General features: G+C 71.1%; 18 protein-coding genes and 1 pseudogene. 6 read left to right on the top strand and 13 right to left on the bottom strand.

Going from position 1 to position 21,360, the window contains the following annotated elements:
- Positions 1–4 precede the first annotated feature (4 nt).
- Positions 5–1,069, top strand: a complete 1,065-nt coding sequence (locus ACZ49J_RS08265) for a M23 family metallopeptidase (protein WP_467446706.1) — start codon at positions 5–7, stop codon at positions 1,067–1,069.
- Between the two features lie 87 nt (positions 1,070–1,156).
- On the opposite strand, the gene ACZ49J_RS08260 is transcribed toward ACZ49J_RS08265, so the two are convergent.
- The 5 genes and pseudogenes from ACZ49J_RS08260 to ACZ49J_RS08240 all read right to left on the bottom strand — a co-directional run bounded on the left by ACZ49J_RS08260 (position 1,157) and on the right by ACZ49J_RS08240 (position 6,411).
- Complete coding sequence (locus ACZ49J_RS08260; protein WP_467446705.1) at positions 1,157–2,032, bottom strand: HAD family hydrolase; 876 nt, start codon at positions 2,030–2,032, stop codon at positions 1,157–1,159.
- Positions 2,033–2,148: 116 nt separating this feature from the next.
- Positions 2,149–3,051, bottom strand: coding sequence for an LLM class flavin-dependent oxidoreductase (locus ACZ49J_RS08255; protein ID WP_467446704.1), 903 nt, complete (start codon positions 3,049–3,051; stop codon positions 2,149–2,151).
- Between the two features lie 46 nt (positions 3,052–3,097).
- Positions 3,098–3,646 (bottom strand): RNA 2'-phosphotransferase, encoded by a 549-nt coding sequence (locus ACZ49J_RS08250; RefSeq protein WP_467446703.1) that lies wholly within the window; start codon positions 3,644–3,646, stop codon positions 3,098–3,100.
- A gap of 616 nt (positions 3,647–4,262) precedes the next feature.
- A pseudogene (locus tag ACZ49J_RS08245) lies at positions 4,263–4,481 on the bottom strand (MerR family transcriptional regulator); the annotation flags it as partial.
- A gap of 148 nt (positions 4,482–4,629) precedes the next feature.
- Entirely contained in the window at positions 4,630–6,411 is a 1,782-nt protein-coding gene (locus tag ACZ49J_RS08240) for an SDR family oxidoreductase (RefSeq protein WP_467446702.1), read from the bottom strand.
- A gap of 334 nt (positions 6,412–6,745) precedes the next feature.
- Here ACZ49J_RS08240 and ACZ49J_RS08235 point away from each other — a divergent pair, with 334 nt between their 5' ends.
- The 5 genes from ACZ49J_RS08235 to ACZ49J_RS08215 all read left to right on the top strand — a co-directional run bounded on the left by ACZ49J_RS08235 (position 6,746) and on the right by ACZ49J_RS08215 (position 10,618).
- Positions 6,746–7,708: an ABC transporter ATP-binding protein gene (locus tag ACZ49J_RS08235; protein ID WP_467447187.1), complete on the top strand. Its 963-nt coding sequence runs from the start codon at positions 6,746–6,748 to the stop codon at positions 7,706–7,708.
- On the top strand, positions 7,698–8,606 hold the full coding sequence (locus tag ACZ49J_RS08230; protein ID WP_467446701.1) for an ABC transporter permease: 909 nt from the start codon (positions 7,698–7,700) through the stop codon (positions 8,604–8,606). Before ACZ49J_RS08235 ends, ACZ49J_RS08230 begins: the two co-directional genes overlap by 11 nt.
- Positions 8,603–9,514, top strand: coding sequence for an ABC transporter ATP-binding protein (locus tag ACZ49J_RS08225; RefSeq protein WP_467446699.1), 912 nt, complete (start codon positions 8,603–8,605; stop codon positions 9,512–9,514). Before ACZ49J_RS08230 ends, ACZ49J_RS08225 begins: the two co-directional genes overlap by 4 nt.
- Before the next feature lie 10 nt (positions 9,515–9,524).
- Entirely contained in the window at positions 9,525–10,244 is a 720-nt protein-coding gene (locus ACZ49J_RS08220; RefSeq protein WP_467446697.1) for an ABC transporter permease, read from the top strand.
- A gap of 92 nt (positions 10,245–10,336) precedes the next feature.
- Positions 10,337–10,618: an SGM_3592 family protein gene (locus tag ACZ49J_RS08215; protein WP_467446696.1), complete on the top strand. Its 282-nt coding sequence runs from the start codon at positions 10,337–10,339 to the stop codon at positions 10,616–10,618.
- A gap of 750 nt (positions 10,619–11,368) precedes the next feature.
- Here the strand turns inward: ACZ49J_RS08215 and ACZ49J_RS08210 are convergent.
- The 8 genes from ACZ49J_RS08210 to ACZ49J_RS08175 all read right to left on the bottom strand — a co-directional run bounded on the left by ACZ49J_RS08210 (position 11,369) and on the right by ACZ49J_RS08175 (position 21,329).
- Positions 11,369–12,187 carry an HAD family hydrolase gene (locus ACZ49J_RS08210; protein WP_467446695.1) on the bottom strand — a complete coding sequence of 273 codons (819 nt, stop codon included), beginning with the start codon at positions 12,185–12,187 and terminating at the stop codon, positions 11,369–11,371.
- Positions 12,184–13,461, bottom strand: a complete 1,278-nt coding sequence (gene serS / locus ACZ49J_RS08205; RefSeq protein ID WP_467446694.1) for a serine--tRNA ligase — start codon at positions 13,459–13,461, stop codon at positions 12,184–12,186. The genes ACZ49J_RS08210 and serS overlap by 4 nt, the downstream gene beginning before the upstream one ends.
- Before the next feature lie 855 nt (positions 13,462–14,316).
- The gene (gene pheA, locus ACZ49J_RS08200; RefSeq protein WP_467446693.1) at positions 14,317–15,252 is read right to left on the bottom strand and encodes a prephenate dehydratase; all 936 of its coding nucleotides are present in this window, start codon (positions 15,250–15,252) and stop codon (positions 14,317–14,319) included.
- A 167-nt stretch (positions 15,253–15,419) separates the two neighbouring features.
- Positions 15,420–16,964, bottom strand: coding sequence for an iron uptake transporter deferrochelatase/peroxidase subunit (gene efeB, locus ACZ49J_RS08195; RefSeq protein ID WP_467446692.1), 1,545 nt, complete (start codon positions 16,962–16,964; stop codon positions 15,420–15,422).
- 8 nt (positions 16,965–16,972) lie between these two features.
- Entirely contained in the window at positions 16,973–19,090 is a 2,118-nt protein-coding gene (locus ACZ49J_RS08190) for a copper resistance CopC/CopD family protein (RefSeq protein WP_467447186.1), read from the bottom strand.
- Positions 19,091–19,113: 23 nt separating this feature from the next.
- Complete coding sequence (locus tag ACZ49J_RS08185; protein ID WP_467446691.1) at positions 19,114–19,662, bottom strand: copper chaperone PCu(A)C; 549 nt, start codon at positions 19,660–19,662, stop codon at positions 19,114–19,116.
- Positions 19,659–20,348, bottom strand: coding sequence for an SCO family protein (locus ACZ49J_RS08180; protein WP_467446690.1), 690 nt, complete (start codon positions 20,346–20,348; stop codon positions 19,659–19,661). Before ACZ49J_RS08180 ends, ACZ49J_RS08185 begins: the two co-directional genes overlap by 4 nt.
- Positions 20,349–20,576: 228 nt before the next feature.
- On the bottom strand, positions 20,577–21,329 hold the full coding sequence (locus ACZ49J_RS08175) for a YcnI family copper-binding membrane protein (RefSeq protein ID WP_467446688.1): 753 nt from the start codon (positions 21,327–21,329) through the stop codon (positions 20,577–20,579).
- Positions 21,330–21,360 lie beyond the last annotated feature (31 nt).

Here is a 21,360-nt window from a genome sequence, read left to right as displayed (position 1 = left end):
TGGCATGCGCTCAACTTGTCGACGTCACCCCTTGCTCGTCCCGGTGCTGCTCAGCGCCTGCGCGGTCCTGGCCGCACCGACGGCGGCTGCCGAGGGCGACAGGGGAGGCACGCGGATCTCCGGTGGCTCCGGGTACAGCGCCCGGGTGGCCGCCCTGTACGAGGAGGCGGCCGTGGCGACGCAGCAGTACGAACTGGGCCGGACCGAAGCCGAGGCGCAGCGGGCGAAGGCACAGCGGCTGGAAAGGCTCCTGGCGCGCGAACGGGACCAGATCGAGGTGCTGCACGAGGATCTCGGGCGGATCGCACGTGCCCGGTACCGCGAGGGCGGCGGACTGCCGCACACCGTGCGGTTGCTGCTCGCGGACAGCCCGGAGGAACTGATGCGCGGGCACCGGGTCGTGCGGCAGGCGCACCTGGAGGCCGACGAGGCGGTGTCCAGGAGCCGCCGAGCGGAGGCGAGGCTCGCGGCCGACGAGAAGCAGGCGGCAGCCATATGGCGGAAACTGAAGCGGCGCAACGCCGAACTCGCCGGGACGAGGCGGGCCATCGAGAAGAAGCTCGAAGAGGCGCGGTGGACGCTCCAGAGACAGGCTGACCGGTCCGCGGCAGCGGGTGCGTGCCCGGGCGCCACCCGGCTGGACCAGCCGCCCACGCGTGCCGGGCGCGCGTGGGTCGCCCCCCTGGAGAAGTACGTGCTCTCCGCGGGCTTCGGCAGCGGCGGTGCCCGCTGGGCGAACCGGCACACCGGGCAGGACTTCGCGGTGCCCATCGGAACGCCGGTCCGGGCCGTGGGGGCGGGGCGGGTCGTGCGGGTGTCCTGCGGGGGCGCCTTCGGCATCCAGATCGTCGTCCGGCACACCAACGGCTACTACACGCAGTACGCGCACCTCGCCTCCGTGGCCGTGGACCAGGGCGAGAGGGTGGCTCCCGGGCAGTGGATCGGACAGGCGGGCACGACCGGCAACTCGACCGGCCCGCACCTGCACTTCGAAGTACGGGTGACGCCGGAGCTGGGGTCGGGCGTCGATCCGGTGCCGTGGCTGCTCAAGCGCGGAGTGGAGCTTTAGAGAGGGAGCGGAGCTGTGAGATGCCCTCTGCGCCCGCCCACTCTGCGCCCGCCCCCGGCTGAGTCCTCCCCGCCGCGCCCGCTCCCGCTACGCCCGCAACCGCTCCGCCACCAGTCGCTCGATCACGACCGCGACTCCGTCGTCATTGTTCGCGACGGTCTGTCCCGAGGCCGCGGCGATCACATCGGGGTGGGCGTTTCCCATGGCGTAGGACCGGCCCGCCCACGTCAGCATCTCGACGTCGTTCGGCATGTCCCCGAAGGCGACGACCTCCTCGTGGGAGATGCCGCGCTCGGCGCAGCACAGCGCGAGCGTGCTGGCCTTGGAGACGCCGGGGCCGCTGATCTCCAGCAGCGCGCTGGGGCTGGAGCGGGTGATCGTGGCCCGGTCGCCGACGGCGATGCGAGCGGTGGTGAGGAAGTCGTCGGGGTCGATCTCGGGGTGGTAGGCGAGGATCTTGAGCACGGGCTCGCCGGCGGTGACCCCGTCCTGGGCCAGTAGCTTCTCCGCGGGCGCGAGGGTGTCGGGAATCTCCATGTGCAGCTTCGGGTACTCGGGCTCCTGATGGAAGCCGTACGTCTGCTCAACGGCGTACACGGTTCCCGGCGCGGCCGCTCGCAGCAGCCGTACCGCGTCGAGCGCGTTCTCGCGGGCGAGTTCGCGGACCTTGACGAAGCGGTGGGTGCCGGGACCGCCGTGCAGGTCGACCACGGCGGCCCCGTTCCCGCAGATCGCCAGGCCGTGGCCGTGGACGTGCTCGCTGACGACGTCCATCCAGCGGGCCGGCCGGCCGGTGACGAAGAAGACCTCGATACCCGCCTCCTCGGCGGCCGCGAGCGCGTCGACCGTGCGCGGGGACACCGTCTTGTCGTCGTGCAGGAGGGTGCCGTCGAGGTCCGTGGCGATCAGTCGGGGCGGGACGGTCGGGGCCGGGGTCGCGGGCTGTCTCGTCGCTGAGGTCACGGCCTCATTCTCGCGCAGGTGTGCGCACGCCCGTGCGGGGGCCCGCACGGTTGAGTGACCACTGTCCCCATCAGCGCCGTTACCGCCCGGTATGGCCGAACCGGTTCCGTGCGTGCTCACCCCAGCTGTGCCGCCGCTTCCATGGCGATGCGCTCGAAGACCTTCTCGTCCGCCGCGAAGTCCGATCCGGGGATCGGCCAGTGGATCACGATGTCGGTGAAGCCCAGCTCCGCGTGGCGGCCGGCGAAGTCCACGAAGGCGTCCAGCGACTCGAGCGGGCGACCGCGGTCCGGGGTGAAGCCGGTGAGCAGGACCTTGTCGATGTCCGCCATGTCCCGGCCGATCGCGGCGCACGCGTCCGCCAGCTTCTCGGTCTGTCCGCGAAGGGCCTGGACCGACTGCTCGGGCGTACCCGTTTCGTAGAGCCGGGGGTCTCCGGTGGTCACCCACGCCTGGCCGTACCGGGCCGCCAGCCTCAGCCCGCGCGGTCCAGTGGCGGCCACCGCGAAGGGCAGCCGGGGGCGCTGCACACAGCCGGGAATGTTGCGCGCCTCGTGCGCGGAGTAGAAATCGCCCTCGTACGACACGGAGTCCTCGGACAGCAGCCGGTCGAGCAGGCGCACGAACTCGGCGAAGCGGTCGGCGCGCTCGCGCGGCGCCCACGGATCCTGGCCGAGCGCGGTGGCGTCGAAGCCCGTACCGCCGGCCCCGACGCCGAGCGTGAGGCGGCCGCCGGAGATGTCGTCGAGGGAGATCAGCTCCTTGGCGAGGGTCACCGGGTGCCGGAAGTTCGGCGAGGTGACGAGGGTGCCCAGACGCAGATGCTCGGTGGCGCAGGCCGCTGCCGTCAGCGTCGGGATCGCCCCGAACCACGGGCCGTCCCTGAAGCTCCGCCACGACAGATGGTCGTACGTGTACGCGGCGTGGAATCCGAGTTGCTCGGCCCGCTGCCACGCGGCACGCCCGCCTTCCTGCCAGCGGACGTACGGGAGGATCACGGTGCTCAGACGCAGACTCATGGCTCAGAGCCTAAGCCGCGGTGCGGTGGGGTGAGGAGTGCGCAGGTCAGTGAGGTTGGGGAAAACGCAGGTACCGCGGCGGCACGGCCTCGGTCAGCCACACACCGTTGGCGCTGACGTGGAACACGTGGCCGTCGCGGTGCATGGCGCCGGCGTCCACGGAGAGGACGACCGGTCGGCCGCGGCGGGCGCCGACGCGGGTGGCCGTCTCGCGGTCGGGCGAGAGGTGCACGTCGTGCCGGTTCATGGCGCGCAGCCCCTCGACGCGGATGGCGTCCAGGTTGCGGGTCACGGTGCCGTGGTAGAGGTACGGCGGCGGTGCCGCCGTGGGCAGGCCGAGGTCGATCTCGACCGTGTGGCCCTGGTTGGCGCGGATCCGCGTGCCCTCGACGGCGAAGCGCTGTTTGTCGTTGGCGGCGACCACATGGTCGAGCTCGGCCCTGGTGATCCGGAACCCGTGCGAGGCGGCCGCCGCGAGCAGGGTGTCGATCTCGACCCAGCCGCCGTCCGCGAGTGTCAGCCCGATCCTCCCGGGCTGGTGGCGCAGGTGCTTCGAAAGGTACTTGGACACCTTGACGGTGCGTCGGTCATCCATCCGTTTCGTCCGTTCCTTCTATCATCCCGCCAGGGTGCCGGGAGAGACGTGGATCACGCACGTGAGTTTGTTCCGGATGTTTGATCCACAGCCAAGTGCGGTTATCCACAGGGGAATTGGCGATCCTGTGGACAACTCGACCGGTCATTCAGGGCATTTCGCATGAATTGGCATGTCTGGTGTGATGTGCCGCGAGTGAGTCCAGTGTCCTCGCCCGCACCTCCCGTTCAGCGGCGATCGCGACGAACTCGGCGGCCCGCTCGGCGCCCACCAGTTCCTCCACCGCCCTCATGGTGGCCTCCGGTAGCGGCACCGATCGCACGCCGTCGCGGCAGGGCACCGGCTCCGGGGCGCCCGGCTCCGGAACGCCCTGCTCCAGTACGCGCGGCTCCACTACGCGCGGCTCCGGTGCGCCCGGCTCCGGTGCGCCCGGCTCCATGGCGTCCGCCACCGCCCCGTCGTCCGGTCGGCCGCCGAACCGCTCGCCCGGTTCGCTCCGCGAGATCCGCGGGGCCTGCTCGTCGGTCCACGCACCCTCGAAGAACGGCCCCTCGGTCCCGGCGACCAGGCCGAGTATCCCGCCGAGACTGCGGCCCATGTCCCAGGCGTCCAGGAGTTCCTTGATCGAGGCCAGCGTGTAGCCGCGGTCCAGCAGACCGGCGATCTGGCGGAGGCGGGCCAGATGGGCGTCCGCGTACACGTTGGCCCGGCCCCTGCGCTCGGGACGGGGGAGCAGTCCGCGGTCCTGGTAGGCGCGGATCGTCCGGACCGTGGCGCCGCTGTGGTGCGCGAGGTCCTCTATGCGGTACGAGACGCCGACCGGCTCGTCGTTCACGGCCCCTGCCTTTCCGCATCCCCGCGTGGTGCCCGCGTGATGCGACTTGGTGCGCTGATCCCCGCGTGATGCCGTTCGGCGGTCCCGCTCGGTGCTCCCGCGCGAAGCTCTTTCGTCCGTCGCCGCCGGCCCGGTCCTCCCGGACCGCTCACAGCGGTGGCTCCAGTCGTGCGAGGGCGCGCGCCGTCCCCGGTGACAGGCGGGACAGGAGACGGCCGCCGCGCGCCTCAGGGGTGACCGGGACGACGGCCTCGTCGCGCACGACGGCGCGCAGGACGGCGTCCGCGACCTTCTCCGGCGGATAGTCGCGCAGTCCGTACAGCCGCGCGGCCTTCTTCCGGCGCCGCTTCTCCTCGTCGGCGTCGACGCCCGCGAAGTGCGCGGTCGAGGTGATGTTGGTGTTCACGAACCCCGGGCAGATCGCCGACACACCGATGCCGTGCCCGGCCAGCTCCGCGCGCAGGCACTCGCTGAGCATCAGGACGGCGGCCTTGGACGTGCTGTAGGCGGGCAACGACTTCGACGGCAGGTAGGCCGCCGCCGACGCGGTGTTGACGATGTGGCCGCCCTGGCCGCGCTCCGCCATCTGCCGTCCGAAGAGCCGGCAGCCGTGGATGACGCCCCACAGATTGACGTCGAGGACCTTCCTCCAGTCGTCGGGAGTGGTGTCGAGGAAGGGCCCCGACAGCCCGATCCCGGCGTTGTTCACCAGGACGTCCACCACGCCGTACCGCGTGGCGACCCGCTGGGCGAGCCTCTCCATGGCCTGCTGGTCGGAGACGTCGACCGGTTCGGCCCACGCCTCAGGAGCGCCGGCCGACCGGCACAGCTCCGCCGTACGGGCCGCGCTCTCCGCGTCCCGGTCGACGGCCACCACGCGCGCCCCCGCCTCGGCGAACGCGAGGGCGGTGGCCCGCCCTATGCCGCTGCCCGCGCCGGTGACCAGCACCAGCTGCCCGCCGAACCGGTCGCCGTACGTCCCGGTGCCCGCCGGAACGGGCGTGCCGTCCTCGGTGGCCGTCACAAACCCGGTGATCCAGGCGGCCAGCTGATCGGGGCGCGTGAGCGGGAGCCAGTGCCGGGCCCGGAGCGTGCGACGGGTCAGCCGGGGGACCCACTTCTCCAGCCCGTCGTAGAGCCGCTCCGACAGGAACGTGTCCTCCGAGGGCGTGATGAGCTGCACGGGCGCGTGCGCGTACGCGTCGTCGCGCGGCCGGGACAGCCGGGCCCGGACGTTGTCCCGGTACAGCCACGCGCCGTGCGCCGCGTCCGTGCCCACCGACGGGGTCGGGTAGCCGCCCGCCCGGAGGTTCTCACCCCGCTGCAGCATCCGGGGCCACCGCCTGCCGAGCGGGCCGCGCCAGGCGAGCTCGGGCAGGTGCGGGGTGTGCAGCAGGTAGACGTACCAGGACCTGGCGCCCTGGCCGAGGAGCTGGCCCGCCCGGCGCGGTGTCGGACGCCTCACGCGCTGCCTGATCCAGTGCCCGAGGTGGTCGAGGGACGGGCCGGACATCGAGGTGAAGGAGGCGATCCGGCCCTCGGTACGCCCGGTCGTCACGAACTCCCAGCCCTGCACCGAACCCCAGTCGTGTCCCACCAGATGCACGGGCCGGCCGGGACTGACCGCGTCCACGACCGCCAGGAAGTCGTCCGTCAGCCTCTCCAGGGTGAACCCGCCGCGCAGCGGCCGCGGAGCCGTCGAACCGCCGTGCCCGCGAACGTCGTACAGGACGACGTGGAAGCGGCCGGCCAGCCGCGGCGCGAGTTCGGACCAGACCTCCTTCGAGTCGGGGTAGCCGTGCACGAGGACGACCGTGGGCCGACGCGGGTCGCCCAGCTCGGCGACGCACAGCTCGACGTCACCCGACAGCACCCGGCGCTCGCGCGCGCCGTCGAGGCCGCCGCCCGGCACCTGTCCCCTGTCGCTCATGCGTGTCCCTTCTCGGCCCGGCGCCAGGGCCGCGGAACCCGTACGGCGACGTCCCCGCTCGCGGTGGCCTGACTGCGCTACGCGTCCGTAACCTGACACTGACGAATGTGACAATGGCCGGCGGCTGCGTCAAGAGCCGTGCCGAGCGCCTGTGGACAACTCCGTGCCCGTGAGCACCGTCGTCGATGCCCGTCGTCGATGCCCCTGGACAACGCCCGGTTGTTCGACCTCAGGGTGACCCCTACGGGGCCGTAATACTCGAGAGTGACCCACAGACAGCTCTGCGGGCTGACGACCGGCTGTGGTCCGCGCCACTACCGTCGACGTCGTGACTGTGATCGCGACCGAAAGCCTGAGCAAGCGGTTCCCGAGGGTGACCGCGCTTGACCGGCTCTCCGTGGACGTCGGACCCGGTGTGACGGGCCTCGTCGGAGCCAACGGGGCCGGCAAGTCCACACTGATCAAGATCCTGCTGGGTCTGTCCCCCGCCACCGAGGGCCGTGCCGAAGTGCTCGGACTCGACGTCGCCACCAAGGGCGGCGCCATCCGCGAGCGGGTGGGGTACATGCCGGAGCACGACTGCCTGCCGCCCGACGTCTCGGCCACCGAGTTCGTCGTGCACATGGCCCGCATGTCCGGCCTCCCGCCCACCGCCGCGCGCGAGCGCACCGCGGACACACTGCGCCACGTCGGCCTGTACGAGGAGCGGTACCGTCCCATCGGCGGCTACTCGACGGGCATGAAGCAGCGCGTGAAGCTCGCCCAGGCCCTGGTCCACGACCCGCGGCTGGTCTTCCTGGACGAGCCGACCAACGGCCTCGACCCCGTCGGCCGCGACGAGATGCTCGGCCTGATCCGCCGCATCCACACGGACTTCGGCATCTCGGTCCTGGTCACCTCCCACCTGCTGGGCGAACTGGAGCGCACCTGCGACCACGTGGTCGTCATCGACGGCGGCAAGCTCCTGCGCTCCAGTTCCACCACGGACTTCACGCAGACCACGACCACGCTCGCGATCGAGGTCACCGACACCGACGAGCACCCCGACGGCACCCGGGTGATGCGCGAGGCGCTCCACGCGCGTGGGCTGGAGACCCACCAGGGCGACGGGCTCCCCGGTGCGGGACACATCCTCCTGATCACCGCGCAGGGCGAGGACACATACGACCTGGTGCGCGACGTGGTGGCCGACCTCGGCCTCGGCCTGGTCCGCATGGAGCAGCGCAGGCACCACATCGCGGAGGTCTTCAAGGACGACGACGCGCGAGCGAAGGAGGCGGTCGGCCATGGCGGTTGAGCACCCCCCTGTCACACAGCCGGGTGAACAGACCCGCATCCACGACATCGGCTACCGCAACTACGACGGCCCCCGCCTGGGCCGCGCCTACGCCCGCCGCTCCCTCTACTCGCAGTCCCTGCGCGGCGCGTACGGGCTGGGCCGTTCGGCCAAGTCCAAGGTCCTGCCGATGCTGCTCTTCGTGGTGATGTGCGCCCCCGCGCTGATCATGGTCGCGGTCGCGGTCACCACCAAGGCGAACGACCTGCCCGTCGAGTACACGGGTTACGCCGTCATCATGCAGGCCATGATCGGCCTGTACGTGGCCTCCCAGGCGCCCCAGGCCGTCTCACGCGACCTGCGCTTCAAGACCGTACCGCTGTACTTCTCGCGCCCCATCGAGACAGCCGACTACGTGCGCGCGAAGTACGCGGCGCTGGCCTCGGCGCTGTTCGTCCTGACGGCCGCGCCGCTGGTCGTGCTCTATGTGGGCGCGCTGCTGGCCAAGCTCGACTTCACCGATCAGACCAAGGGATTCGCACAGGGACTGGTGTCCGTGGCACTGCTCTCGCTGCTCTTCGCCGGAATCGGCCTGGTCATCGCGTCGGTCACCCCGCGCCGCGGCTTCGGCATCGCGGCCGTGATCGCCGTACTGACCATCTCCTACGGCGCCGTGTCCACGCTCCAGGCCATCGCGGACGCCCAGACGAGCACCGAAGCGATCCCCTGGATCGGCCTGTTCTCGCCCATCACGCTCATCGACGGGGTACAGACCGCCTTCCTGGGCGCGAGCTCGGCGTTCCCCGGTGGGGCCGGCCCCGGCACCGGTGAGGGCGTCGTCTACGTCCTCGTCGTCCTGGGGCTCATCGCCGCCAGCTACGGCCTCCTGATGCGCCGCTACAAGAAGGTGGGACTGTGACCACACTGTCCATCGACCACGTCTCCCGCTGGTTCGGCAACGTGGTCGCCGTCAACGACATCACCATGACGGTCGGCCCCGGCGTCACCGGCCTGCTCGGCCCGAACGGCGCCGGAAAGTCCACCCTCATCAACATGATGGGCGGCTTCCTCGCCCCCTCCACGGGCTCCATCACACTCGACGGCGAGCAGGTCTGGCGCAACGAGCAGATCTACCAGCACATCGGCATCGTCCCCGAGCGCGAGGCGATGTACGACTTCCTCACGGGCCGCGAGTTCGTCGTCGCCAACGCGGAGTTGCACGGCCTCGGCGAGAAGGCCGCCGCGCGGGCCCTGGCCACGGTCGAGATGGAGTACGCGCAGGACCGCAAGATCTCGACGTACTCCAAGGGCATGCGCCAGCGCGTGAAGATGGCGAGCGCCCTCGTCCACGAGCCGTCGCTGCTCCTGCTCGACGAGCCGTTCAACGGGATGGACCCGCGTCAGCGGATGCAGCTCATGGACCTGCTGCGGCGCATGGGCGACGAGGGCCGCACGGTGCTGTTCTCGTCCCACATCCTCGAAGAGGTCGAGCAACTCGCCGCCCACATCGAGGTGATCGTCGCCGGGCGGCACGCGGCGAGCGGCGACTTCCGCCGCATCCGCCGCCTGATGACCGACCGCCCGCACCGCTACCTGGTGCGTTCCAGCGACGACCGTGCCCTGGCGGCCGCGCTGATCGCGGACCCGTCGACCTCGGGCATCGAAGTCGACCTCGCCGAGGGCGCGTTGCGCATCCAGGCCGTCGACTTCCCCCGTTTCACCGCGCTGTTGCCCCGGGTGGCCAGGGACCACGGCATCCGTCTGCTGACGGTCTCGCCGTCGGACGAGTCCCTCGAGTCCGTCTTCTCGTATCTGGTCGCGGCGTAGGAGGCCGAAGATGTACGACCCCACAGTCGCCCGGCTCACGTACCGGGCCCTGCTAGGCCGCCGCCGGGCCCTCATCCTGGGCGCGCTGCCCCTGCTGCTGATCGTGATCTCGGTGGCCGTGCGCGGCTTCAGCGGCGCCGACGACCAGGTGGCCGCGGACGTGCTCGGCGGGTTCGCACTCGCCACGATGGTGCCGATCATCGGCGTCATCGCGGGAACCGGCGCGATCGGACCCGAGATCGACGACGGCTCGGTGGTGTACCTGCTGTCCAAGCCCGTGAAGCGCCCGACGATCATCTTCACCAAACTGATCGTGGCGATCGCCGTGACGATGGTCTTCTCGGCGGTCCCGACGCTCGTCGCGGGCCTGATCCTCAACGGCAACGGCCAGCAGATCGCGGTCGCTTACACGGTGGCGGCCCTGGTCGCCTCGATCGCGTACGCGGCGATCTTCCTGCTGCTGGGCACGGTGACACGGCACGCGGTCGTCTTCGGCCTCGTCTACGCGCTCGTCTGGGAGGCCCTCTTCGGCTCCCTGGTGGCCGGTGCGCGCACGCTCAGCGTCCAGCAGTGGGCCCTGGCGGTCGCTCAGAAGGTCGCGGGCGGGGAACTCGTCACCTCGGACGTCGGACTGCCGACCGCGGTGATCCTGCTGGCCGCGGTCACCGCGGGAGCGACCTGGTACGCGGGCCAGAAGCTGCGGACGCTGAAGCTGGCCGGGGAGGAGTGACCGGACGCCCGGGGGCCTCCCGGTCTTGACGGTGGCTTCACACGTGTCCGGGCACACTGGGCAAAGGGGACGGACGACCAGGAGGATCGGGGATGGCAGCGGAGGAGTCGAAGGGCGAGGGCGAGGGGGCCGCGGGAGCCGGTGCTGGTCACGGCCCCGGGTCCGGGTCCGGGGCCGGTGACGTCTGGGACGGCGTGGAGCTGGACGAGGACTTCATACGGTCGGCGGAGACGTCCGAGCCGTCCGCGCGGGCCCGGATGCTCGCCGCCCGCTGGCGCGACCAGGCCCCCGATCCCCAGCCCTGGCGGTCCGACGAGCCGCCCGCGGGCTGGTTCTTCAGCAAGGCGCGCCGCCGGAAGTGGCGCCGCCGGTAACTCTGGCCACAGGCCCCGGTTACAAGCCACCGGATATCGGCGGCCGGCCGGGGCTGAGTTCCGTCGGCTGAGGCCGGGAGAACTGGCCCCTGTGCGAATGGGGTTGGCCGACTGGGTTTGGCTGACTGGGCGTGGCCGACTGGGACTTGGCCGATCAGGCCGGGTGTTCGGCCCGGAGCGTGTGGGCCGGCCACAGGAGCATGTGGGCCGCCGGGTTCCGCCGGGATCCATTGGGAGCCGCTGAGTTCCGTTGGGTGCCGGTGGGTGCCGTTTTATTCGGTGGCGTCCGGGTTGGCCCAGCATGCACAGTGGATCCGTCCCCGACGCCGGTGTGAGCCGGCGTCACGATCTGGGAGCGGGGCCAGGCGCGTCCTGCGCCGGGCTCCCGGCAGGGCAGCCCGCGGTGGGCTCCGGAGAGGCACCTCTCCGTCGAGCCCGTTCCGTACGGGGGAGCTGCCCGGGGCGGCCGCTTCGAGCGCGCGATCCCGCGCGGGCCGCCCCACCCGGGCTTGGCCCCTGTGGCCCGGCGGACTCGGCTCCGCCGGGCCACAGCGGCGTGTCCCACCTGCCAGTTCCACGTGCCCGCGACCCGGCGCGCCCTGCCGTCGCGGGTGGGACGAGTACGCGTCCGGCACGCGGGTGAGGAACAAGCACGTCTCAGGCGCGCGGGTGGCAACAAGCGCGCGCCAGACATTGCGGACGGGCAGGAGGCACGCGTCGCCTCCTCAACACGCCTGACCCTCAGGGGCCTCAGCCCAGCAACCGCTCCACGACCACCGCGATGCCGTCCTCCTCGTTGGAGGCGGTCACCTCGTCGGCGACAGCCTTGAGTTCCTCGTGGGCATTGGCCATGGCGACGCCGTGTGCCGACCAGGCGAACATGGGGATGTCGTTGGGCATGTCACCGAAGGCGACGGTGTCGCCGGCGCGGAAGCCGAGGCGGCGGGCGGCCAGGGAGAGACCGGTGGCCTTGGTCAGGCCGAGGGGGAGGATCTCCACGATGCCCTCGCCCGCCATGACGACACCCACCAGGCCTCCCGCGGCCTGGCGGGCCGCGTCGGCGAGTTCGTCGTCGGAGAGGGTCGGGTGCTGGAGGTACACCTTGTTCAGGGGAGCGGCCCAGAGGTCCGCGGGGTCCCGGATCGGCTCGTAGGGCAGAGGACCGTCGTGGACCCGGTAGCCGGGTCCGACGAGCACCTCGCCGTCCAGGCCGTCACGGCTCGCGGCCAGCAGCAGACGCCCGACCTCCGCCTCGATCTTGGCCAGGGCCAGCGTCGCGATCTGCCGGTCCAGGGTCACCGAGGTCAGCAGCCGGTGCTCCCCCGCGTCGTACACCTGCGCGCCCTGGCCGCAGACCGCGAGACCGCGGTAGCCGAGGTCGTCCAGGATGTGCTTCGTCCACGGCACCCCGCGGCCCGTGACCACGATGTGCGCTGCGCCCGCCGCCGTGGCGGCGGCGAGCGCAGCGCGCGTGCGCTCCGAGACCGTCTCGTCGGAGCGCAGCAGTGTCCCGTCGAGGTCGGTCGCGATCAGTTTGTACGGGAGGTCGTGGGAGGCGGCCTCGCTCACTTGGCTACCGGTTCCAGGACCTCGCGGCCGCCCAGGTAGGGGCGCAGCACCTCGGGCACCCGTACGGAGCCGTCGGCCTGCTGGTGGTTCTCCAGGATCGCGACGATCGTGCGCGGGACGGCGCACAGCGTGCCGTTCAGCGTCGCCAGCGGGCGGACCGTCTTGCCGTCACGCATGCGGATCGACAGCCGACGCGACTGGAACTCGGTGCAGTCCGACGTCGAGGTCAGCTCGCGGTACTTGCCCTGGGTCGGGATCCATGCCTCGCAGTCGAACTTGCGCGAGGCCGAGGAGCCCAGGTCACCGCTCGCCACGTCGATCACGCGGAACGGCAGCTCCAGCGACGTCAGCCACTGCTTCTCCCACTCCAGCAGGCGCTGGTGCTCGGCCTGCGAGTCCTCCGGAGCGACGTACGAGAACATCTCGACCTTGTCGAACTGGTGGACCCGGAAGATGCCCCGCGTGTCCTTGCCGTGCGAACCGGCCTCGCGGCGGAAGCACGGCGAGAAGCCGGCGTAGCGCAGGGGGAGGCGGTCGCCGTCGAGGATCTCGTCCGAGTGGTAGGCGGCCAGCGCCACCTCGGACGTGCCGACCAGGTAGAGGTCGTCCTTGTCCAGGTGGTAGACGTCCTGGGCGGCCTGGCCGAGGAAGCCGGTGCCGGCCATCGACTGCGGGCGGACCAGCGCCGGGGTCAGCATCGGGGTGAAACCGGCGGCCGTGGCCTGGGCCATCGCCGCGTTCACCAGGGCCAGCTCCAGCAGGGCGCCCACACCGGTGAGGAAGTAGAAGCGCGAGCCCGAGACCTTCGCGCCGCGCTCGACGTCGATCGCACCGAGGATCTGGCCCAACTCCAGGTGGTCCTTGGGAGCGAAGCCCTCGGCGTCGAAGTCCCGGATCTCGCCGTGGGTCTCCAGCGTGACGAAGTCCTCCTCGCCGCCGACGGGCACGTCGGGGTGGACGAGGTTGCCGAGCTGGAGGAGGAGCTGCTGGGTCTCGGCCGTGGCCTCGTCGCGCTCGGCGTCGGCCGCCTTGACGTCGGCCGCCAGCTGGCTCGCCTTCTTCAGCAGCTCGGCCTTCTCGTCGCCGGAGGCCTTCGGGATGAGCTTGCCGAGTGACTTCTGCTCGGCGCGGAGCTCGTCGAAGCGGACGCCGGACGACCTGCGCCGCTCGTCGGCAGACAGGAGGGCGTCGACGAGTGCGACGTCCTCTCCACGGGCGCGCTGCGACGCACGCACACGGTCGGGGTCCTCACGGAGCAGGCGAAGGTCAATCACCCCTCAAGGCTACCGGTGCACGGTTCCGGCCCACGACTCAGAATTGCAGTACGCGGCTTTTATGGATCTTTGCCCGGAATATCGATCCCTGCGAGAACCGCTGCGGACCGTCAATCGAAAGGGGAGCGGCCTCCCTGAAAGGTGGCAGGCCCGATGTCTCGCGTTGACTCTATTTCCTTGAGGACAACGGGACTTGGCGTCGGCTGTCCACAGGAATCCACAGCCCTTGGGAAGTTATCCACAGGCTGTGCGAAAGATCTGTGGACTTCGGGGGCGCTCCTTTCGAAGGTGGCGGGCGAAGTGGGGAATTCCCGACTCAAACCGTCTTCATGCCCACTTTCGAGTGGAAACGGGTAGCTCCAAAGGATTGCCCGAGGGAAACGGGTGGACGAAGGGTGATGTACCGGTCTGTGGACGCAGATGGGGTCAATAGGGAGATTTGTCGACTGGGTGGCACTGCCTTGTCGACTTGTCCCCAGGTCGAGACGCCAGCCTGTGGATAACTTCTGTGGACGGAGAAAATCAGCAGGTAGGACCGGTTGTGAGGGGCTGTGCACAACCGGAATCGCCTCCTCGCGGAAACGGCCTGGAGGTGGCCTGAAAGCGGCGCTCACCCGGCTGTGAGGTGGCCGGGGAGCTGTGGGTACGGGCCGCAGCCGCCGGTGGCCGGGCTTGTGGCTTGCGGTGACCGGCCCGGCGGCCTGCCGAGGGCCTGCCGAGAGCCGGCCGAGGGCCTGCCGAGGGCCTGCCGATGACCGTCCACGGCCTGCCCCCGGTCTGTCGGTGGCCTTCGGTGCCGGGCTCGGTGGCTTGTCGATGACCGGCCCGGTGGCCCGCCGGTGGCCTGTCCGTGGTCTAGAACCTGCCGTCCTGGCAGCGCGCCACCCAGTCCGCGGCCGCGACGAACTCGGTGTCGGACGTCCCTGGCAGGGGGACGCGGACGTCCTTCGCCGTCGCGTCCGCGCGCGGGTACGACCCGAGGTATCGCACCTCCAGGCAGATCCGCTTGAGCCCCATCAGGGCCTCCGCCACCCGCCGGTCGGAGATATGCCCTTCCGCGTCGATGGCGAAGCAGTAGTTGCCGATGCCCTGGCCGGTGGGGCGGGACTGCAGCAGCATCAGGTTGACGCCCCGCACGGCGAACTCGCCCAGCAGGTCGCGCAGCCCACCGGGGTGGTCGTCGCGCTGCCAGATGACCACCGAGGTCTTGTCCGCGCCGGTCGGCGCCGCCGGGCGGGCCGGACGGCCGACGAGCACGAAGCGGGTCTGGGCGTTCTCCGCGTCGTGGATCCCGGTCTCCAGGGCCTCCAGGCCGTAGCGGGCCGCCGCGAACTCGCCGGCGAAAGCGGCGTCGTACCGGCCCTCCTGGACCAGCCGGGCGCCGTCCGCGTTCGACGCGGCCGACTCCCAGACGACGTCGGGCGGCAGGTTGGCCTTCATCCAGTTGCGGACCTGCGGCTGGGCGGCGGGGTGCGCGGTGACGGTCTTGATCTCCGAGATCTTCGTCCCGGGCCTGACCAGCAGGGCGAAGGTGATCGAGAGGAGTACCTCGCGGTAGATCATCAGAGGGGCACCCGCGACCAGCTCGTCGAGCGTGGTCGTGATGCCGCCCTCGACGGAGTTCTCGATCGGTACGAACGCGGCCTCGGCCTCGCCGTTGCGGACGGCGTCGAGCGCGGCGGGGACGGAGACCATGGGCACGAGCTCACGGGTCGCCGTCTCCGGCAGGGTGCGCAGGGCGACCTCGGTGAAGGTGCCCTCGGGACCGAGGTACGCGTAGCTGGCTGGCATGGCCTCACCCTAATGGGCCTTGCGGGGCCCGGCGCACGCTTCTCCTCTCCACCACTCCTGAGGGCGATGCACGGCCGTGAGAGCGCACCCGCCGGTACGGCCGCGAGGACGCACGCACGGCGGCCGGTCATGTCCCTGCCCTGCCACAGGAAGCGCAGGAGTACCGTCTATCCCTCCAGCAGCCGCTGCCCCACGTACTCGCCCTCCGCGGCCCCGCCCGGCACCGCGAACAGGCCGCTCGCCTCGTGGCGGACGAACTTCGACAGGGCGTCTCCCCGGTCGAGCTTGCGCTGTACCGGGATGAAGCCGCGCAGCGGGTCGGCCTGCCAGCAGACGAAGAGCAGGCCCGCGTCGGGCACCCCGTCCGTGTCGATGCCGTCGTGGAAGGAGAACGGGCGGCGGAGCATGGCCGCACCGCCGTTCTGGTCGGGACGGGTGATCCGGGCGTGGGCGTTGATCGGAATGACCAGCCTGCCGTCGGCGTCGGTCTTCTCCAGGTCCGGCTCGGTCGTCTCGCTGCCGCCGGTCAGGGGTGCGCCGGTGGACTTCCTGCGTCCGATGACGTCCTCCTGGTCCTTGAGCGAGAGCTTCTCCCAGTCGTCGAGGAGCATGCGGATACGGCGTACGACGGCGTAGGAGCCGCCCGCCATCCACTGCGGGTCGCCGGAGCCGGACGCGGGCACGAAGACGCGCTGGTCGAAGTCCTTGTCGGTCGGCTTCGGGTTGCGGGTGCCGTCGATCTGGCCCATCAGGTTGCGGGCCGTCATGGGCTGGGCGGTGGCTCCCGGGGAACGGTTGAAGCCGTTCATCTGCCAGCGCACGCGTGCCGCCCTGCCCGCGTCCTTCTGGATCGCGCGCAGGGCGTGGAAGGCGACCAACGCGTCGTTGGCGCCGATCTGCACCCACAGGTCGCCGTCACTGCGGGCCTTGTCGAGGTGGTCGGAGGAGAAGTCGGGCAGCGGGTCCAGGGAGTCCGGACGCTGCTTCTCCAGTCCCGTACGGGCGAAGAAGCTGTGCCCGAAACCGAAGGTGACCGTCAGGGACGAGGGGCCCGCGTCGCGCGCCACGTCCGTGTCGTCCTGTGCGGACGCCTCGCCCGCCATCAGCCGCCGTGCGGTCTCCGACCAGCGGCGCAGCAGCGCGGCCGCCTCTTTGCGGCCCGCGCCCGCGGTCAGGTCGAAGGCGACGAGATGCCCGCGGGCCTGGAGGGCGGTGGTGATTCCGGGCTGATGTTTCCCGTGAAACATCACCTGGCCGGCGCCCACGGAGCTGAGCGGGGTGGTCTTGTCGGCCGTGGGCGCGGCCGCGTATCCGGCGGCTCCGCCCACGGCGCCGAACGCGAGCCCGGTCGCTCCGGCGGTGCCCAGCAGACGCCGCCGTGAGATGGCTCCCTCTGGGGGCACCTCCCGGAAAGGCGCCCCCTTCGGGGAGGGCGCGCCGGGGACGGACCCGGCGGCAGCGCTCGGAGCGGTCCGCCGGGAAGCCGCCCTCGCGGGAGCGCCCGCGGAGCCCACGGAGCCTCTTTTCCCGGTGCTCGCGGTGTCCCCGGTGCTCGCGGTGTCCCCGGTGCTCGCGGTGTCCCCGGCACCGACGGTGATCGCGGTGTCCGTGGCGCCCACAGAGGTCGCGGAGCGTTCGGGAGTCGCGGCGTCCGTAGCGTCCGTGGGGTCCGGTCCCGTCGCCGGAGCCTCGGGTGTGGACTGGTCAGCCATGGTGTGGTTCAGCCGATCTGCGCGTTCTTGGTGACGGTCACCTGGTCGATGTCGGACGTCCGTACGGTGACCGCGATCTCCCAGTTGCCCGCCATGGGGATCTGCACCCCCGTGGCCGTCCAGTGTCCGGTGGCGATGCGGTCGGGGGCCACGGGCAGCGGACCGATCTTCTTCGCCTTGAGCGTGAAGGCGACCTTCACCTCGGGGACGTCGAAGACCCTGCCGTTGGGCCGCTGGACGTAGACGTGCATCTCGTTGGCGCCCACGGTGGCGGGGTCCATGTCGACCCGTACGACGCCCTTGCCGTCCTGGCCCCCCGTGTCGAACGGAATGTCCAGGGCCAGTGCCCCCGAGTCCCCGGCCACGTCGGACTGCTGTGCCGCGGACGTGGCCGCCTTGGCCTCCTCCACGGTGCGCCCGGGCTCGGTCGACGTCAGCACGGTCGTGACGGCCAGCAGGACGACGGCCACCCCCGTCTCGGCGAGCACGGACCGTCGTAGTCCCGCGCGTCCCGGATCGGCGTCCCGTATGCGCTTCTCGCGCGCGTTGGCCATGGCGGCTCGCTGCCGGGCGAGTTGAGCGGCGCGCTCGGGGTCCTCGGAGTCCTGCCCGGAGTCCCCCGAGTCCGCGGATCCGCGGCCCTCGTCCTCCACGTCCAGGGCGGAGTCCTCCGTGGCGGAGTCCTCCAGGGGCGCGCTCGGAGACTTCGCGCCCTCGCCCGAGGTCACGGCCGTACGGGTCCCGCTCGTAGGCCGCGCCGCCCCGACCGCCACCGACGCAGGGAGAATCGCGTTCTCCGCCGGCGCGTCCGCCAGCCTGCCGGTCCACCGCCGGGAGATCCACGCGATGCCCACGAGCACCGCGACGAGCCCGAGCTTCACCAGCAGCAGCTGTCCGTACGAGGTACCGGTCAGCGCCGACCAGGAGCCGAGCTGACGCCACGACTGGTAGATGCCGGTCGCCGCGAGCACGAGCACGCTGGTGAACGCGACGCGCGAGAAGCGGCGTACGGCCGCCGCCTCGATCGGGGCCTCGGCGGGCGCCCGGAACAGCGCGACGAGCAGTGCCGCGAGCCCGCCCAGCCACGCGGCGACCGCCAGCAGGTGCACCACGTCGACGGGCATGGATATCCCGGTCTGGATGCCCGTCGAGGCGTGCTCGGCCATGGCCCAGCTCGCGGCCAGACCCGCCGCCACCACGCTCCCGCCGATCGCGAGCCCGAAGGTGAGGTCCTTCTTGTCGGCGTACGGTTCGGCGTCGGCGGGTTCGGCATCGGCGTCCTCGCGTTCGGCGTCGTCGCCGTCCGCACCGGCGTCACCGCCGACGTTCTCCTCCGCCTCGTCCCGTCGCGCGTACGCCCCGAAGAGCACCGCGATGAACAGAGCCGCCGCAGCGAGCAGCAGCAGCCGGGACACCAGTGCCGCGCCCGCCTTTGTCTGCAGCACGGTCCCGAGCAGGCTCAGTTCGAAGACGTCACCGAGCTTGCCGGACCCGGTGTAGGAGCCGCGCAACAGCAGCATCGCGAGCGTGGCCGCGGTCAGCGCGAGCCAGCCGGACACCACGAGCCGCTGCACGGGCCGTACCGCCGCGCCCCGCTGCCAGCAGGCGAGCACGAATGCGGCGCCGCCGACCAGAAGGACGAAACCGGCGTACGAGGTGTAGCGGGCGAACCCGTAGAGACCGCCGACGACCCCGCCGCCCGCCGTCTGGTCGGGCACCGCGGCGGTGGTCTTCGAGGACGCGCCCACGGAGAACGTGAACGCGCCGGAGACGGGGTGGCTGTCCGCCGAGACCACCTGGTAGGTGACGGTGAACGTGCCCTCGGGCAGCCCCGAGTGCAGCTCCACCCCGTAGCTGTTGCCGCCCAGGTCGGACGTCTTGCCGGTGTCGACCTGCTTGCCCTTGGGGTCGTACACCCGCACCGAGCCGTCGGACATCGCGACCTTCTCGGAGAAGGTGAGCGACACCTGACTCGGCGCCTCCTTGACCACCGCCCCCTGCTGAGGGTCGCTCCCGGTCAGCGCGGCGTGCGCGGAGACCGGCACGGCGCCGGCGAACAGGGCGCCGGTCACGGCGAAGAACAGCAGCAACAGCGCCCGGAAACGGGGAACGGTGGCCTGTCTCACGGGGCTCAACGGTGGTCCCTCCCTCACTGATGCGAAGACGACGACGAAGACGAAGAGGATGACAACGAGGAAGAGGACGACAACGACGAAGACGAAGATGTCGACGACATGGCCGAAGCCGGCCGGTAGGTGGCCGACTTCACCGGCATCTCGACCTCGACCGGATCGGCCTTGGCGAAGTGCAGTTCCACGGACACCGTCTCCCCCTCCTCCGGTTTGCGCTTCAGCTTCTCGAACATCAGGTGCGTGCCGCCGCTCTCCAGAACGAGCCTGCCGTGGGCGGGGACGCCGCGGTCCTTGCTGCCGGCGCTCTCCATCGTCTGCCCGGACGTGGTGTGGATGGTGACGTCCTGGGCGATGTCGCTGGTGACGGACTGGAGGGTGTCGGGGGTGTCGCTGTCGTTCTCGACGACCAGGTAGCCGGCCGCCATGGCGGCGGTGACCGGCTGGGGCATGTAGGCGGACTCCACCTTCAGGCCGGCCCCCTCGCTCCCGCCGGTGTCGTCCCCGCCGCAGCCGGCGAGGGTGAGTACGGCGGCCATGGCCACGGCCGCCCCGGTGAGGTTCCTCACGGCTTCTCACCCTTGAGGAGCTTCGGCAGGTCCTTGGCGTAGTCCTCGACCGTCGCGTCCTCCCCGTACAGCACGTAGCCGCCGTCGGTCTTCGGTGAGAACGCGATGACCTGGGTGCCGTGCATGGAGGTGACCTTGCCGTCCTTGCCCTTCGTCGGCGGGTCGATGGAGATGCCCATGGTGCGGGCGCCGGCCTGGATCGTGTCGAAGTCGCCGGTCAGGCCCACGATGTCGGAGTCGATGCCCTTGAGCCACTCGCCGAGGGCCTTCGGGGTGTCCCGCTCCGGGTCGGTGGTGACGAAGACGATGCGCAGGTTCGCCAGTTCCGACTTCGGCAGCTTCCTGGACACCTCCTTCTTGGCGACGGCGATGTTGTTCATGGTCAGCGGGCAGACGTCGGGGCAGTTGGTGTAGCCGAAGTAGACCAGCGTGGGCTTGCCCTTGGTCTCCTTGCGGAAGTCGTACGACTTGCCGTGCGTGTCGGTGAGGACGAGGTCCGGCTTTTCGAACGGCTTGTCGAGGACCGTCGCCGCCTTGGCCGTTCCCGACTCCGCGGACACCTCGGCGACCGGCGCGTTGGCGTCGTCACCGCTGCTGCCGCAGGCGGAGAGGGTGAGGGCGGCGACAGCGACCAGGGCGGCCGCCGCGTACGTCTTCTTCGTGCTCTTGGGGCTGTTGGTGCGCATAGAAAAATGTCCCAGATGTTCGTTGTCCGGCCCGCACCGGGGTCGTACGACGGCGGTCGGCGGTGGTGCGACAGCGATGCGCCGCCCGTGACACGGAGAGCTGCACCGCCCGTGACACGGAGGGCTGCGCCGCCCGTGACTCGGGCGGTGATGCGCCACCCGTGACGCGACGCGCCACCGTTCCGACTGGGCCGTACGACCCCGGTGCGCCTGCCGGAGGCGGAGAGGTCAGGCGCTCGTACGGCGGCGACCGGCCAGCACGCCGTAGGCAACGCCCGCGGCGCCGACGACGATGCCCACGATGCCGAGGACGCGGGCCGTGGTGTCGGAGCTGTCGGCGGGCTCGGCGGCGGACGTGTTGGCGGAGGAGGCCTCGGCGCCGTCGGAGTCCTTGGAGTCGGAGGCCTGGTCGGCGTCGGTGCCGGACGTGCCGTGGTGGTCCTCGGTGGCGGCGGACAGAGCGAGTACCGGGGCCGGGTTCTCGGGCTCCTCCTCGCCCTCCTTCGGCACCTCGATCCAGCGCACGACCTCCTTGTTGGAGTACGTCTGGAGGGCCTTGAAGACCAGGTCGTCCGTGTCCTCGGGGAGCTGGCCGATGGAGAGCGGGAACTTCTGGAAGAAGCCCGGCTCGATGCCCTTGCCGGTGGCGGTCCAGGTGACCTTGGAGACGGCCTCGTCGATCTTCTCGCCGTGCAGATCGACCGGCTTGGCCAGCTTGGAGCGGGTGACCTCGACCTTCCAGCCGTCGATCGCCTCCGGCTGCACCGAGGCGAGCGGGTGGTCGGTCGGGAGGGTCACCTCCAGCTTGGTGGTCGAGGCGTCGTCGCGCTCGTTGGGGACCTTGAAGTTGACGGTCGCGTACCCGCCCTTGGCGGCGGTGCCCTCGGGCGAGACGCTGACGTGGGCGAACGCGGGGGAGGACAGGACGACGACGGCCGAGGCGGCGACGGCACCGGCGGCGGCGAAACGAGAAGCCTTCATGGCGGATGACACTCCACAGTGACGGATGGTC

Source organism: Streptomyces sp. NPDC030840 (genome assembly GCF_055572015.1).
Note: the sequence above shows the minus strand (reverse complement) of the source record. Positions and strands in the feature narration are given on the sequence as shown.